Source organism: Microvirga yunnanensis (genome assembly GCF_025460875.1).
This window is the reverse complement of the sequence record NZ_JAMXFI010000060.1, coordinates 567-13,261: the sequence shown is the minus strand read 5'-3', so window position 1 is coordinate 13,261 and position 12,695 is coordinate 567. Positions and strand designations below refer to the sequence as shown.

Below are 12,695 nucleotides of genomic sequence, written 5' to 3'. Positions count from 1 at the left end.
CCGAAAGCGGGAGCGGCCTGAACCCCGTCGAAGGACTGACTTCACTCCCGTCACATCAACCCAAGGAGCATCGCAATGAGTCGCGGATTTCCATCGATGACCGCCCTGCTGGGCCTGCTGGCTGTCGCAGGCTATCAGAACCGGGACAAGATTGCCGAGATGCTGAGGGGAGCCGGATCGAGCGCCCCGGGCACGCCGGACCAGGCCGGCCAGCAGGGTGGCCTGGGAGGTCTCCTCGGGAGCTTGGGCGGCGGCAGTCCCGGCACTTCGGGCCCGGGCGATCCGCAGGGTGGCCTGGGCGGGCTGCTCGGAGGACTCGGCGGTGGCAGCCTCGGAGGTCTCCTTGGCGGCGGACTCGGCGAGTTGATGGAAAGCTTCAAGCAGCAGGGCCAAGGCGACGTTGCCGAGTCCTGGGTCGGCACGGGACCGAACAAGCCCATCGCTCCCGATCAACTCGAGCAGGCGATCGGCCCTGACGTGCTGGCGACCCTGACCCAACAGACGGGGTTGTCGCGGGAGGAGCTCCTGTCACGGCTCTCGACGACCTTGCCCGAGGCTGTGGACAAATACACGCCTGAGGGGCGCCTCCCCGACGCAACGGAGGCGCCGCGTTCCTGATCCGGCATCCAAGGCGAGTGCCATTGGCCGGTTCATGTTCACCTTGAGAGGCAAGGGAGGAGAAGATGGCTGAAGACTGGACGTTGGACGTGCAGAAATACTCCCCGAACGCGGACCGGAATGCGATTGCCGGGATTGTCCGTCACTGTGGCATCTCCTTGCAAAAGCGGGATTCGTCCCTGGTCTCGCTGAGCGACAGGGAGGAGGTCGCCCGTGTGCGGGAGGGGTTCCTGAAAAAGAAGCTCGGCCTGGCGGATTCCGATGCCGACCTCGACAAGGCGATCATGGCGGTCGGCGAGAAGATGAAGGGCGACCGGACGAAGAACAGGGTCACCCTCTACTACCTGCTGGCCGAGCAATATGGGAAGCTCTCGATGTTCGGTGGCCCGAACTCCGCGGCGGGAACGGGCTGAGCTCCCGGACGTCCCTTCCTTGCTGGCCGCGGCTGCGCCGAACCGACGTGCCGCGGTCCCGATCTAACCTGGAGACCCTTCGTGCGCCTGCCGTCCGTGATGTTGATGTCCCTTGCCGTGTCCGCGTGCGTCTCGTCCGGCGAGCCGCCGGCCGGGCCCGTTCCGCCCGCGAACCTTGGGGCGACCCAAGGGGCGCCGGCCGCCCCTGCGCCAACATCTGCCCCCAGGTACACAAGACATGTGACCTACCACGACGGCAGGTACACCATGCCCGACGGCACGACCGTGGCGGCAGAGCCAGGGGGCGGCTTCACGCTGTCGAATGGGGTTGTGGTGCCGCCGGACGGCACGGGCGGGATCATCCTCCCCAACGGGGCACGGTGCGTCTCGGACGGCAACCGCGGCTATCTCTGTCCCTGACGGTCCTGGACGGCCGCAGGCCTTCTGCGGTGGTACGCTTTGGGATTGAACCGAATGTCAGCTCTGGCAGGGAACACCAGACATACCTGATGGACAGCAAATTTCCCAGGTTGACCCGATGCCCCAAGCATCCAGCCAGGAGCATGCTTGCCCCTTGGTGGTCTTTGCTGCCGAATGCCGGATTATCCGCTACTGGGGTGGGTGGAACCGGACAAGAAGCGAACATTCCAGTTCTCTGTGAATCGAGGAGCAAAGCGCTCCTTGGATTTTCTCGGTCACAGATCCTTACGCGCCGGGGTGGCGATGTTCGCCGGCATGGCGCTCGCCATGGGGGTTTGGGCGTTGTCCACGCAGGCGTGGCAACTCGGTACCTTCGCGATCGTCTACGGCCTCTTCTATGGCGGCTGGGTAGCCCTGCTCCCGGCCGTGGTGATGGACGAGTTCGGGGGGCGGAACGTGAGCGGGATCATCGGGATCCTTTATACCAGCGTCGCGTTCGGAACCCTTGTCGGGCCGAGCGCTGCCGGATTCGCGTTCGATCTCACCCAAAGCTACACACTGCCGATTGTCGCAAGCGTGTGTGCCAATATCGCCAGCACCTGCATCATTGCCGTTGCATACCGCTCCCGCATGAACAGGGTGAGGATAAGTTCAGGCGGCGCTGGCGCACGGAACGTTGGTAGTGACCTGCAACAGCAACAATGACGGTATGACGGCTGTCGGATCAAGTTCTCCACAGCCGTGCACGGGATCGCGGCTGACGATCCGGCTCTCCCGCGGTTCGTGACGCATGTCCCGGCTGGCCTGAATTCTCTGATGAAGCGCAGCCGAGTCCGTTGGGTCGGCAGCCTCGATGACCGAGAGCACCTTTCGGTGGTCGCAGCAGAGCCTGGAGCAGTATCTGTTTGGATGGCTCTGTTGAGAGCGATGGACGACTGCATCACAGGAATCGGGCGCAGGAAACGGGTCGCCGCTTACGATCCGATCTGGGAAATCCGTCATGGGCATCAGGCTCAAGAAGGATTTCCATCAGTGACGACGCTCATGAACAAGACGGCCATCGTAACCGGGGCCAGCTCCGGCATTGGATACGCGACGGCCAAACTCTTTGCGCAGGAAGGAGCGAACGTGCTCGTCACGGCGCGCCGATCCAATGAACTGGAAGCGCTGGTTGCGGAGATCAGGGAAGCCGGAGGTGCTGCCGTCGCAGTTGCGGGCGACGTAAGGGACGGATCACTGGCCGAGACACTTGTCAGAACCGCCGTCGAGTGCTTCGGCGGCCTCGACATTGCCTTCAACAACGCTGGTGTCGTAGGCGACACTGGAGCGGTCTCGGGCCTGTCGGCGGACGGCTGGCGCGATACGCTCGAGACCAACCTGACGAGCGCGTTCCTTGGCGCAAAGTATCAGGTGCCCGCAATGTTGGACCGGGGCGGCGGCTCGTTGATCTTCACTTCGACCTTTGTCGGCTACTCGGCTGGAATGCCCGGAATGGCGGCCTATGCCGCGAGCAAGGCGGGTCTCATCGGGTTGACCCAGGTTCTCGCGACCGAGTTCGGGGCCAGGGGCGTTCGCGTGAACGCCATCTTGCCGGGCGGGACCGATACACCGTCGAACATCGTCAACGCGCCGGGATCGCCTCCGGAAGTCCGCACCTTCGTCGAGGGCCTGCATGCCCTCAAGCGGCTTGCGACCCCGGCGGAAATCGCGAAGGCAGTCCTGTTCCTGGCGTCGGATGCCTCGAGTTTCGTGACGGGCAGCGCCTTTGTCGTCGATGGAGGTGTTTCCATAAACCGGACGTAGGTTTCGGGAAGCGCGGGTTCGCGCCCAGTGCGCGAGCCCGTTCTGGAAGTGATCCGCCTCTGGCGCAGCCTCGCTGCTTCCAAAAAGAGATATCAGTTGCTACCTATGACCATGGTTGAGAAATCAGGCACGCCATTGGCGTTTCGAGAGGCGCGGGAGCTGGGTGATTGGCTGGATAAGCATCACCACAGCAGCAGCGAGCTTTGGGTCCAGATCTTCAAGGCCGGCTCCGGCTGGCCGTCCGTCACATGGACTGACTGTGTCGTAGAGGCGATCCGGTTCGGTTGGATCGACGGCCAGAAGAAACCCCTCGATGACAGGTCCTTCCTCCAGCGCCTCACGCCGCGGAAGCCGAAGTCAAACTGGTCAGCCAGGAACCGAGAGCATGCAACAAGGCTGATCGGGGAAGGGCGGATGACGCCTGCCGGGCTCGCGCATGTCGATGCGGCAAAGGCGGATGGGCGCTGGGAAGGCGCCTACGCAGGTTCGGCGGCGATGGTGATCCCTCAAGACTTCCTTGATGCACTTGAGACGATGCCGGACGCCAAGGCGTTCTTCGAGACGCTCGACCGCAAGAACCTTTACGCGATCTACTATCGGCTCCAAACGGCGAAACGGCCCGAGACACGAGTGAAAAGAATGGCTCAGATCCTCGCGCAGCTTGAACGTGGCGAGCGGTTTCACTGAGCCACACACCCCGGCGAATTTCACAGAGGCATTCACGGACCCAGTGTAGCTGCGCAATCAGGGTTCTCATGGGTCCATACGCACCCAACTGATGTCCTCAAGGATACTCGGGGCGGCGGGAGTCCCTTGACCGTCCCACACATCCGGCATCCACCGCAGCGGTCCTCGCCGGAACCATCAATAGCACGAAGTCAGGCACCGGCCAGGAAATCGATGACGGCCCTGACGGCCGGGAGCTGGCTGCGCCGATGAGGCGTCAGGATCGTGGAGGTCACGATGCCGGCGGTCCAGTCCGGGAGCACCGTTGCCAATTCCCCGCTTCCGACCAAGGCCGCTGTCATCGTCTCGGGAAGGCAGCCGATGCCAAGTCCCGCGGCGGCCGCCCTCAGCAGCACCACGGATTCATCGGCAACCAGCCCCGCCTTCGGCGCGACCTGAACCTCCCGACCTTCATCGTCCGTAAGCTTCCATGTCCTCGATGTGGCATTCGTCAGGAGCGCGTCATGGCCGACAAGGTCTTCGGGGCGGCCGGGCGTACCCCGCCGGGCCAGGTAGTCCGGCGAGGCGACCAGGGTGATCCGCTCGACCTTCATCCGGCGCTGCATGAGATCGGAATCGGGCAGCGGCGCGAAGTGGCTCCGGATCGCGATGTCGAAGCCTTCCCGGACCAAGTCGACGAAGCGGTCGGTGACGTGGAGTTGCAGGCCCAGCTTCGGATAGGCGCGGGCGAGCGTCGGCAAGCGATCGGCGAGATGGAACTGGGCCACCGGCACGGAGGCAGTGATCCGCACCGTACCTGCGGGTTCCGCCTGCCGGCGCTGCACCACGCTCTCGGCAGCCTGCGCCTCGATGACGGACGCACGCGCATGGTCGTAGAAGTCCTGGCCGACATCGGTCAGGACGAAGCTGCGCGAGGTCCGATGGATCAGGCGGGTACCGAGATCAGCCTCGAGTTCGGCGACCCGCTTGCTGACCGTCGACTTGGGGATACCCAAATGCCGCGCGGCGGCGGCAAAGCCCCCGTTGTCCACCGCCTGGACGAAGATATGAAGATCGTTGAAGTTGAATCTCATGCGCCATCGTTCACGTTTGTGGACTTTAGGTCTTCGAAGTAAGGACTACAGCCGCAAAGTCCATAGCGCCATCTTGATGTCGTCACAGACACAAGGAGACACAGATGGTTCAAACCCTCATGTACGGCGTCCCGTCGGGATGCTCATTCGGCTCGATCGTTGCCCTGGAATGGCTCGGAGAGCCGTACCGGCTCTGCCGCATCGAGATGCCCGCGGATGTACAGAGCGAAGCCTATCGCCGGATCAACCCTGTCGGCGAGACGCCGACGCTGCTGACCGGCACGGGCGAGCGGATCAGCGAGAGCATGGCGATCCTCCACCATCTCGGCGCGCGTGGGATCGGCAAGGGATTGTCCTTCGCCCAGGGCACGCCGGAGTTCGACCGGTTCAACCGGGTCCTGGCGTTCCTGAACACGAGTTTTTTCACCGCCTTCGGCCCGCTTTGGTACGTCTTCGAGCATGGCCTTGAAGGACCCGAGAAGGACGCCCTCAGGGCCTACGGAGCGGCGAAGGTGACCAAGGCCCATGCCGACCTGGAAGCGATGCTCGGAGACAAGGACTGGCTGCTGGGCGATCGGCCCACGTTCGCCGACGCCTACTTCGCCGGCATCGCGCGGTGGACCAAGTACCATGACGTTGTCGATCGCCGCGACTATCCGGGCTTGCAGCGCTTGTTCGGGAAACTCGAGGCGGATCCGGCCGTCCGGTTCGCGCATGCGATCGAACGTGGGGAACCCGCAACCAGCACCGGCGGGTTCCGGGGCGAGGTCACTTTGGGCGAGGTCTTGCGCCAGCAGGCCCTCGCGGCCTGATACGGCGAAAGCCCGCATGGCTCGAATCCCGGTCGAGGACGCAGGCTTCGGCCACGAGGATTGTCGCGCCTGTCCCGCAGACCTCGCTTGACTCACACATAACTCGGTGGTTATTGGTTTGGATCAATAACCACCGAGTTATCATTTGCAATGGCACAATCCCACGATGTCCTGTTCAGGGCGCTCGCCGATCCGACGCGACGGGCGATTTTCGAGCGGCTGTGCCGCCATGGGGATCAGACGGTGGCGGCCCTGACGGCTCGGGCGGGGGTCTCGCAACCGGCCGTCTCGAAGCACCTCGCCGTCCTGCGGCAGGCCGGGCTGGTGCGCGACCGCCACGAGGGACGTCAGACGCACTACAGCGCGCAGCCCAAAGCCTTGTCCCCGCTGATCGACTGGACGAGCCGAATGGCCGGCTTCTGGCAAGGCCGTTTCGATGACCTCGAAGACCTGCTGAAAAGGATGGATCAATGAACGAAATGGTGACCGAAACGCGCTCCGTCGTCGTCGAGCGGGTGATCCCGCACGCTCCCGAAAAGATCTGGCGCGCGCTCACGCAACCCCACCTGATCGCCGATTGGCTCATGAAGAACGACTTCATGCCTGTCGTGGGGCATCGGTTCAATCTTCGCGGCGACTGGGGCGGCGTGCTGGATTGCGAGGTTCTCGCCGTCGAGCCGCACACCACGCTGTCCTACACCTGGAATTTTACGCACGAGGATGCGGCCTTCGATCTGAAGAGCGTGGTCACCTTCACGCTGATCCCAGCGGGCTCCGGCACGCTCCTGCGCATGGAGCAGGTGGGCTTCCGGCCGGATCAGAAGCAGGCCTATGGCGGCGCCAAGGCGGGGTGGCAGGGGTTCCTTGCGAACCTGGAGCAGGTTTTGGCGCGCCTCGATTGAAGGCTACTGCCGGGCGGGGCGCTCGATCCGCCCGGCTCATCTTCGAAAGGAAATCACAATGCACTTGAACGCATGGATTCGGCAGGGGCACCGCTGGCTGTCGATCATCTTTACGGTGACGGTCGTCGCCAACTTCGTCGCCATGGGATTGGGAGAGCCTCCCGCCCTGGTGGTTTATTCGCCCTTGCTCCCGCTCTTCCTGCTTCTGTTCTCCGGCCTGTACATGTTCGCGCTGCCCTATGCCGCTAAGGCGCACCGCAGGCTACGGACCGTCCGGCAGGAGGGAAGTCCCCTCACGAGCTCTTCTGCCAGTTCTTCGGATGGAGCATGCTGATTAGCGCCGAAGATGCTGATTTCGCAGCCCTGCTCGATGGCGAGGTTCCACACGGCCTCGTTCTCCCCGACAGCGAGATCGCACCCCGGGCGGTTCTCCAGATGCTGCGTGAGCTTGCTGCACGCATCCGCACAGAATTCGCACCGGCCGCTTGGTGGATCGTTGAGAGTGGCGAAATCGTCGGCCTGTGCTCGTTGACCCGCATGCCGTCTGAAGGTGTCATCGACATCGGGTATGGGATCGCGCCGTCTCGCCAGGGTCGCGGCCATGCAAGGAGTGCGATCGCGGCTATCGTGGAATGGGCGTGCTCCGATCCTCGCGTTATGGCCATCACTGCGGAAACGTCGGTCCACAACCATCCCTCGCAGCGCGCCCTGGAACGCAACGGCTTCCTACAGGCAGGTGAGCGGCTGGATCCGGAGGATGGCGAGCTGATCTGCTGGAGGAGGCTCACCGTACAAATTCGGCCGGAGCGCCCCGGGGATGTTGATACGATCCGGAACCTGACCACGGCTGCCTTCAAGCACATGCCCTTCAGCAGCCAAACCGAGGCCGCCATCGTCGACGCTTTGAGGAGCGCGGACGCCTTGACGGTTTCCCTCGTCGCCGCCAAGGACGGGGTGATCGTCGGCCATGTTGCTTTCTCACCTGTGACGATCAATGGCGAGACGAACGGCTGGTATGGCCTTGGCCCGGTGTCGGTCTGGCCCGACGAGCAGCGGAAAGGCATCGGTCAGGCATTGATCCAGGAGGGCCTCAGTCGCCTCACGGACCTGAACGCCCAAGGCTGTGTGGTGCTTGGTAGTCCCAGCTATTACAGCCGCTTCGGGTTCGTGAGCGATCCTGAACTCCGCTACGGCGATGTGCCGCCTGAGTATTTTCAGCGCTTGTGCTTCACAGACGTCGTTCCGAAGGGCGAAGTCGTGTTTCACCCCGGCTTTGACGCAACGTGAGCGCGGGGCTGCCCTGTCAAGGGTGGCATCCTGGCGATAGGAAATCATGCAACTCCGCCATCTCAAGACCTTCATGGCCGTGGCCTCGACCCTCAGCATCACCCGAGCGGCCGAGCATGTTCATCTCGCCCAATCGAGCGTGACCGAGCAGATCCAGGCGCTGGAAGCCGATCTTGGAACAGCTCTATTCGACCGCTCACGACGCAGGCTGCAATTGACGGAAGCCGGACAGAGGCTGCTCGAGTATGCCGGCGATCTGTTGGCCCTTGCCGATGAGGCACGTGCTGCCGTCGTAGATGCGGCCAATCTCAGCACAGGCATGCTTACCATCGGGGCACTGGAGACATTGTGCGCCAATTGGCTGCCGCCACTTCTGACCTCGTATCAAGCGGGGCACCCGGCCGTCCGCCTCCAGGTGAAGGCCGCAGGCAGTGGCGCGTTGCGCAGTGGCGTGAGGGGCGGCGTCATGGACGTGTGTTTTGCCTTCGGCGCGGGCCCCTTCGAGCCGGACCTGCAACACGAGACCGTCGCCGAGGAAGACCTCGTCGTCATCGCACCGCCTGGGCACAGGCTTGCTGGACGGGAGATGATCCAGGCCGAGGATCTTGCCGACGAACCTCTCCTGGTCACCGAGACGGGCTGCATCTACCGGCAGATGTTCGAAAGCGCGTTCCCCGCCGGACGAACTATCCGCCCCCGCATAGCCGGGGAGTTCAGCAGCATCGCGGCGACCCGGCGCATGGTGGAGTCCGGCCTCGGCTGCGCGCTCGTTCCCCGCCTCGTCGCGTCCGAGGCCGACGGCAGCCTTGCGGCATCGCCGTGGGGCGGCGATGTCAGGTCCGTTCCGGTCTCCATGATTTGGCGCCGGCAGCGTGTCCAGCCGCCGGTCCTTCGCAGCTTCCTCGATACAGCACGCCAAGGCAGCGCGGCAATCAGGCCAGACGATGCCCGCCCTCGACATGCAGCACGGTTCCTGTGACGAAACCGTTGCGCATGAGGAACCGGATCGCGTCGGCGATGTCGTCCGGTTGACCGATGCGGCCGACCGGCAAGCGCTTGGCCATCGCGTCCAGGGTTGATGCCTTGGCGTCCCCTGCGACATGTGTCCAGATCGGGGAGTCGACCCAGCCGGGCGAGACCACGTTGACGCGGATCGGCCCGAGCTCGACCGCCAGGGCTGCGGCGAGCGATGCGAGCGCACCGTTGATCGCGGCAACGACGGAGCCGCGCGGCGCCGGGCGATAAGCGGCGATCCCGGAGGTGAAGGTGATCGAGCCTGTCGGCGAGAGAACCGGTGCGCCGTATTTGGCAAGCAACAGCGGGCCGAGGAACTTCGAGTCGACGACCCGTCGCGCTGCTGCGATCTTGAGGGACGGGAGGAGCTGGTAAGCCCCTTCGATGTCGGCAGCGGTCGTGACGATATGATCGAGAGGGCCAGTGTTCTCGAAGAGGCGCGCGACCTGGTCCTCCTGGGTCACGTCCGCGGCAATCGCCCGTAAGCCGGCAAAGTCCGACAGGCTTTTCTGTGCCTCCGCCAATCGGGTCTCGGAGCGGCCGACGATGGTCACCTCTGCCCCATCCGCCAGCAGGCTTCGTGCCAGAGCCAGCCCCATGCCGGAGCTGCCGCCGGCGACGAGGACGTGTTCGATTTTCTTTTCCGGATTCGACGAATTCATGGAGCCTCCGCTAGGGGCTGCCGAGAGCAAGAAGCGTGGGGCAGCACCAGAGTCTTTTTCCTGCGACGCGGAGGAGAATGGAAACGGGAATATACGAACGTTCTCATCGGAGTCTCCGATGAACCGAAACATGGGGCAGGCGCAGCCCACGCTTGTTAGATCCTACACTCTGGGAGTGTCCCGGCGCGCTGGACGGCCCTTCTTTGGGAAATGCGCCCAGCGGAGCCCGCCATGGCACGCAATCGGGATCTACCGAAAGGTCGCTCCTGGCACTCCTGAAACGTAAGCGTTTGATCGGCTTCGACACTCAAGTGCCGGCGTTCGTCGGGACGGCCGGAACGTGAAAGATCGACCGAGAGTGTGTGAAAACACTGACGGGCCGCGCCTTTGAGCAATTTTATGTCTTACAGCCTCGGATAGGCCGAGGATTCCTCGGTACAGAGGCATAAAACTGTACGAATAGTGCGCCAAGGATAAGCTTGCTCGAGTTTTCACACAGGCTCGACCCGATGCAGACATTACGCTGCTTCATGTCGGCGAGAGCTGGGGCGCTTCATGGTGGCGACATTACTGATGGTGGCGCTGTTGCTCGGATCGCATCCTTCCCTTGGCCTCTGTGGGCGGACAGGAATTCAAAAGCCCGTTCAATCCCGATCAGGGGCGCCAAGCGGAAAGAGGTGCCGATGCGGCCGTGCCTCGTCCACAGCCCGGGCGAATGACGGCCGCGCCAGCAATCGCCTGCGATAGGCCCGCACATTGCCGAACGCTTCGCTGACCGGGTGCACCCAATCAGCATAGAAGAGAGAGGGGGCTGCCGCACAATCGGCGAGGCTGAAAGCCTCACCCGTCGCCCATTCTCGGCCATCAATGACCCTATCAAGCCACGCATACGATCTATCGAGCATCGCCCGGGCCTCAGCCACCCCCTGCGGATCTCGCGACTCCGCGGATCGCAGGCTGTCGGACACAATCCGCTGCACCGGAGTCATGATGTAGTTGTCAAAGAAGCGGTCTATCATGCGCACGTCGAGAGCGGCTCGGGCGTCCTCAGGAACGAGGCGCGTCGATCCCGGGTGATGGAGGTCCAAATGCTCGATGATGACGCTCGTCTCGACGATTGGGCAGCCGTCGTCCACCAGGACCGGAAACCGCCTGATCGGCCAGAGCGCTGCCAATTCCGAGTTCGCCTGCTCGTTGTCGAGCATCCGGTACTCGAATGGGGTGCCATTCTCGTAGAGCGCGATCAGGGCCTTCTGACAGTAGGACGAAAAGGGGTGGGCATAGAGCGTCAACGTCATCGTCACCTCGCGAGCGGAGCATCTGATTGCATAATGCAACTGGTTGATTGGTAGCTCGACCGATCCTATTTTGCAAGCAGTCTCTGATGAGGACCGCGCCATGGACGATGCGCACCGCTCCGGTTGCCCGATTAACCTGACTCTCGAAGTTCTGGGCGACCGATGGAGCCTGATCGTCATCCGGGACATCATGTTCGGGAATCGGCGCCACTTCCGCGAGTTGCTGAACCTTTCGGAGGAGGGGATTGCCTCCAATATTCTGGCCGCTCGGCTCAAGCGGTTGATGGAGGCCGGACTGCTCACGAAAACCGACGATCCGACCCACCAGCAGAAGGCCATCTATAGCCTGACCGAGCCCGCCATTCAGCTCGTGCCCCTGCTCGTGCAGATGGGAACCTGGGGGCGGCGCCACAGGCCGGTCTCGGAAGAGCTGTCGATCCGCGCTCAATTGCTGGAGGAGGGCGGTCCGTCGCTGTGGGGTGCTTTTATGGCGGAGCTCCGTGCGCTGCATCTCGGCGCGACCGCTCCGAAGCGCTCGGTGCTGCATGAGCTTCAGGCCGCATACGAAAAGGTCGCTGCGCAAAAGAAGGCTCCTCACTGAGCGTTCGTCATCCGAAGCAGCGATTCCATATAGCCTTCCGCGGGATTACACATCTGAACCAGGAAGGTAGGTTAATGGCACGAGGCAGACGAAAGCCAAACTTCCGCAGTCACACAGACGGCTCATCAGGCTGGTGGTATCGGCGCGATGCGTCTTGGAAGGTGCACTTCTGCCGCCAAGTGAGACAGCTTGTCCGGGTTCTTGACGATGTAGATCGCGGCGATCCCGTCCTCGCGGATGTCGAGCGCGGTTGTCTGAAGCACGCCGCCTCCATCGAGGCTGACATAGCCTGGCAGGCCGTCGATGGTGATGACACGAAGCAGCGTCGGCGGCACGGCATCCTTGCGCCGCTGCCCGGCAAAAAGGCGCAGGACCCGCTCGACGCCCCGGATGACATTGCGGAAGGCAAGGACCTTGCCGCCGCCATCGGTGTGGATCTCGACATTCCGTGCCAGCAGCACTGATAGCGCCGCCACGTCCCCGTCGCGCGCCGCGGCGAAGAAGGCACGGGTGATCCGGTCCGCATCCGCAGGTGCGACGGTAAAGCGGGGACGTGCCGCCTGCACGTGCTTGCGGGCACGCGCCGCGAGCTGACGAACCGCGGCCGGCTCGCGGCCGAGGGTGATGGCCACTTCGGTCAGCGGCACGTCGAAGACGTCATGGAGAAGGAAAGCGGCCCGCTCCAGAGGCGACAGACGCTCGAGGGCCAGCATCAACGTGACCGTCACGTCGTCGGCGACCGTCTCGTCCGGCTCCACGGATCCCACGAGAGGATCTGGCAGCCAGGGTCCGACGTAGGTTTCCCGCCGCGCCCGCGCCGAGCGGCGGCGGTCGAGGCACAGGCGTGTGACGATGCGGGTGAGATAGGCGGGAGGCGAATCGATGCCACCCTCCACCCCGACCCACCGCAGCCATGCGTCCTGCACGACGTCCTCCGCCTCGGTGAGCGAGCCCGTCATCCGATAGGCCAGGCGTGTCAGGCGGCTGCGCTGCGCCTCGAATGCGGTAGTCCGCCGATCGTCCATCGCCTCCATCCGCCCCGTTTTCTCGCCGATCATATCCGCTTTCCCGTCGCTCGCGCATCCGAACCCGAGGATAAGACGAT

17 protein-coding genes are annotated in these 12,695 nt (G+C 63.6%); 13 read left to right on the top strand and 4 right to left on the bottom strand.

What is annotated here, in order from left to right; genetic code table 11:
• Positions 1 to 75 precede the first annotated feature (75 nt).
• The 6 genes from NF876_RS25245 (at position 76) to NF876_RS25220 (ending at position 3,941) form a co-directional block, all read left to right on the top strand.
• Positions 76 to 618 carry a YidB family protein gene (locus tag NF876_RS25245; RefSeq protein ID WP_262266180.1) on the top strand — a complete coding sequence of 181 codons (543 nt, stop codon included), beginning with the start codon at positions 76 to 78 and terminating at the stop codon, positions 616 to 618.
• Positions 619 to 683: 65 nt separating this feature from the next.
• A complete protein-coding gene (locus tag NF876_RS25240) occupies positions 684 to 1,031 on the top strand; it encodes a DUF2853 family protein (RefSeq protein ID WP_262266181.1) in 348 nt (115 codons plus the stop codon).
• Between the two features lie 81 nt (positions 1,032 to 1,112).
• Positions 1,113 to 1,451 carry a hypothetical protein gene (locus NF876_RS25235; protein ID WP_262271194.1) on the top strand — a complete coding sequence of 113 codons (339 nt, stop codon included), beginning with the start codon at positions 1,113 to 1,115 and terminating at the stop codon, positions 1,449 to 1,451.
• A 261-nt stretch (positions 1,452 to 1,712) separates the two neighbouring features.
• Positions 1,713 to 2,156 (top strand): MFS transporter, encoded by a 444-nt coding sequence (locus NF876_RS25230; protein ID WP_315974903.1) that lies wholly within the window; start codon positions 1,713 to 1,715, stop codon positions 2,154 to 2,156.
• Between the two features lie 339 nt (positions 2,157 to 2,495).
• Positions 2,496 to 3,254, top strand: coding sequence for an SDR family oxidoreductase (locus NF876_RS25225; protein ID WP_373371184.1), 759 nt, complete (start codon positions 2,496 to 2,498; stop codon positions 3,252 to 3,254).
• A gap of 27 nt (positions 3,255 to 3,281) precedes the next feature.
• Positions 3,282 to 3,941 carry a YdeI/OmpD-associated family protein gene (locus NF876_RS25220; protein ID WP_262266184.1) on the top strand — a complete coding sequence of 220 codons (660 nt, stop codon included), beginning with the start codon at positions 3,282 to 3,284 and terminating at the stop codon, positions 3,939 to 3,941.
• Between the two features lie 191 nt (positions 3,942 to 4,132).
• Here NF876_RS25220 and NF876_RS25215 read toward each other — a convergent pair whose 3' ends face one another.
• Positions 4,133 to 5,014 carry a LysR substrate-binding domain-containing protein gene (locus NF876_RS25215; protein ID WP_262266185.1) on the bottom strand — a complete coding sequence of 294 codons (882 nt, stop codon included), beginning with the start codon at positions 5,012 to 5,014 and terminating at the stop codon, positions 4,133 to 4,135.
• Positions 5,015 to 5,118: 104 nt separating this feature from the next.
• Between NF876_RS25215 and NF876_RS25210 the strand changes: the two genes are divergently transcribed.
• The 6 genes from NF876_RS25210 to NF876_RS25185 all read left to right on the top strand — a co-directional run bounded on the left by NF876_RS25210 (position 5,119) and on the right by NF876_RS25185 (position 8,994).
• A complete protein-coding gene (locus tag NF876_RS25210) occupies positions 5,119 to 5,826 on the top strand; it encodes a glutathione S-transferase family protein (protein ID WP_262266186.1) in 708 nt (235 codons plus the stop codon).
• 150 nt (positions 5,827 to 5,976) lie between these two features.
• On the top strand, positions 5,977 to 6,300 hold the full coding sequence (locus NF876_RS25205; protein WP_262266187.1) for an ArsR/SmtB family transcription factor: 324 nt from the start codon (positions 5,977 to 5,979) through the stop codon (positions 6,298 to 6,300).
• Complete coding sequence (locus tag NF876_RS25200; RefSeq protein WP_262266188.1) at positions 6,297 to 6,728, top strand: SRPBCC family protein; 432 nt, start codon at positions 6,297 to 6,299, stop codon at positions 6,726 to 6,728. The genes NF876_RS25205 and NF876_RS25200 overlap by 4 nt, the downstream gene beginning before the upstream one ends.
• Before the next feature lie 58 nt (positions 6,729 to 6,786).
• On the top strand, positions 6,787 to 7,062 hold the full coding sequence (locus NF876_RS25195) for a hypothetical protein (protein WP_262266189.1): 276 nt from the start codon (positions 6,787 to 6,789) through the stop codon (positions 7,060 to 7,062).
• On the top strand, positions 7,056 to 8,015 hold the full coding sequence (locus NF876_RS25190; RefSeq protein ID WP_262266190.1) for a GNAT family N-acetyltransferase: 960 nt from the start codon (positions 7,056 to 7,058) through the stop codon (positions 8,013 to 8,015). Before NF876_RS25195 ends, NF876_RS25190 begins: the two co-directional genes overlap by 7 nt.
• Before the next feature lie 46 nt (positions 8,016 to 8,061).
• Positions 8,062 to 8,994 carry a LysR family transcriptional regulator gene (locus tag NF876_RS25185; protein ID WP_262266191.1) on the top strand — a complete coding sequence of 311 codons (933 nt, stop codon included), beginning with the start codon at positions 8,062 to 8,064 and terminating at the stop codon, positions 8,992 to 8,994.
• Here the strand turns inward: NF876_RS25185 and NF876_RS25180 are convergent.
• Together NF876_RS25180 and NF876_RS25175 are read right to left on the bottom strand one after the other, a co-directional pair.
• Positions 8,948 to 9,691, bottom strand: a complete 744-nt coding sequence (locus NF876_RS25180) for an SDR family oxidoreductase (protein ID WP_262266192.1) — start codon at positions 9,689 to 9,691, stop codon at positions 8,948 to 8,950. The two genes, NF876_RS25185 and NF876_RS25180, sit on opposite strands and share 47 nt — an antisense overlap.
• Positions 9,692 to 10,335: 644 nt before the next feature.
• Positions 10,336 to 10,989: a glutathione S-transferase family protein gene (locus tag NF876_RS25175; RefSeq protein WP_262266193.1), complete on the bottom strand. Its 654-nt coding sequence runs from the start codon at positions 10,987 to 10,989 to the stop codon at positions 10,336 to 10,338.
• Between the two features lie 100 nt (positions 10,990 to 11,089).
• Between NF876_RS25175 and NF876_RS25170 the strand changes: the two genes are divergently transcribed.
• Complete coding sequence (locus NF876_RS25170) at positions 11,090 to 11,590, top strand: winged helix-turn-helix transcriptional regulator (RefSeq protein ID WP_262266194.1); 501 nt, start codon at positions 11,090 to 11,092, stop codon at positions 11,588 to 11,590.
• A 125-nt stretch (positions 11,591 to 11,715) separates the two neighbouring features.
• On the opposite strand, the gene sigJ is transcribed toward NF876_RS25170, so the two are convergent.
• On the bottom strand, positions 11,716 to 12,695 hold a 980-nt coding region (gene sigJ / locus NF876_RS25165; protein WP_373696718.1), incomplete at its 5' end, for an RNA polymerase sigma factor SigJ.

Bases quoted from the DNA above. Each gene is read 5' to 3' on its own strand.
- NF876_RS25180 (WP_262266192.1), bottom strand. From the start codon at position 9,691: ATGAATTCGTCGAATCCGGAAAAGAAAATCGAACACGTCCTCGTCGCC.
- NF876_RS25245 (WP_262266180.1), top strand. From the start codon at position 76: ATGAGTCGCGGATTTCCATCGATGACCGCCCTGCTGGGCCTGCTGGCT.
- NF876_RS25210 (WP_262266186.1), top strand. From the start codon at position 5,119: ATGGTTCAAACCCTCATGTACGGCGTCCCGTCGGGATGCTCATTCGGC.
- NF876_RS25195 (WP_262266189.1), top strand. From the start codon at position 6,787: ATGCACTTGAACGCATGGATTCGGCAGGGGCACCGCTGGCTGTCGATC.
- NF876_RS25200 (WP_262266188.1), top strand. From the start codon at position 6,297: ATGAACGAAATGGTGACCGAAACGCGCTCCGTCGTCGTCGAGCGGGTG.
- NF876_RS25170 (WP_262266194.1), top strand. From the start codon at position 11,090: ATGGACGATGCGCACCGCTCCGGTTGCCCGATTAACCTGACTCTCGAA.
- NF876_RS25175 (WP_262266193.1), bottom strand. From the start codon at position 10,989: ATGACGTTGACGCTCTATGCCCACCCCTTTTCGTCCTACTGTCAGAAG.
- NF876_RS25215 (WP_262266185.1), bottom strand. From the start codon at position 5,014: ATGAGATTCAACTTCAACGATCTTCATATCTTCGTCCAGGCGGTGGAC.
- NF876_RS25225 (WP_373371184.1), top strand. From the start codon at position 2,496: ATGAACAAGACGGCCATCGTAACCGGGGCCAGCTCCGGCATTGGATAC.
- NF876_RS25205 (WP_262266187.1), top strand. From the start codon at position 5,977: ATGGCACAATCCCACGATGTCCTGTTCAGGGCGCTCGCCGATCCGACG.
- NF876_RS25190 (WP_262266190.1), top strand. From the start codon at position 7,056: ATGCTGATTAGCGCCGAAGATGCTGATTTCGCAGCCCTGCTCGATGGC.
- NF876_RS25185 (WP_262266191.1), top strand. From the start codon at position 8,062: ATGCAACTCCGCCATCTCAAGACCTTCATGGCCGTGGCCTCGACCCTC.
- NF876_RS25240 (WP_262266181.1), top strand. From the start codon at position 684: ATGGCTGAAGACTGGACGTTGGACGTGCAGAAATACTCCCCGAACGCG.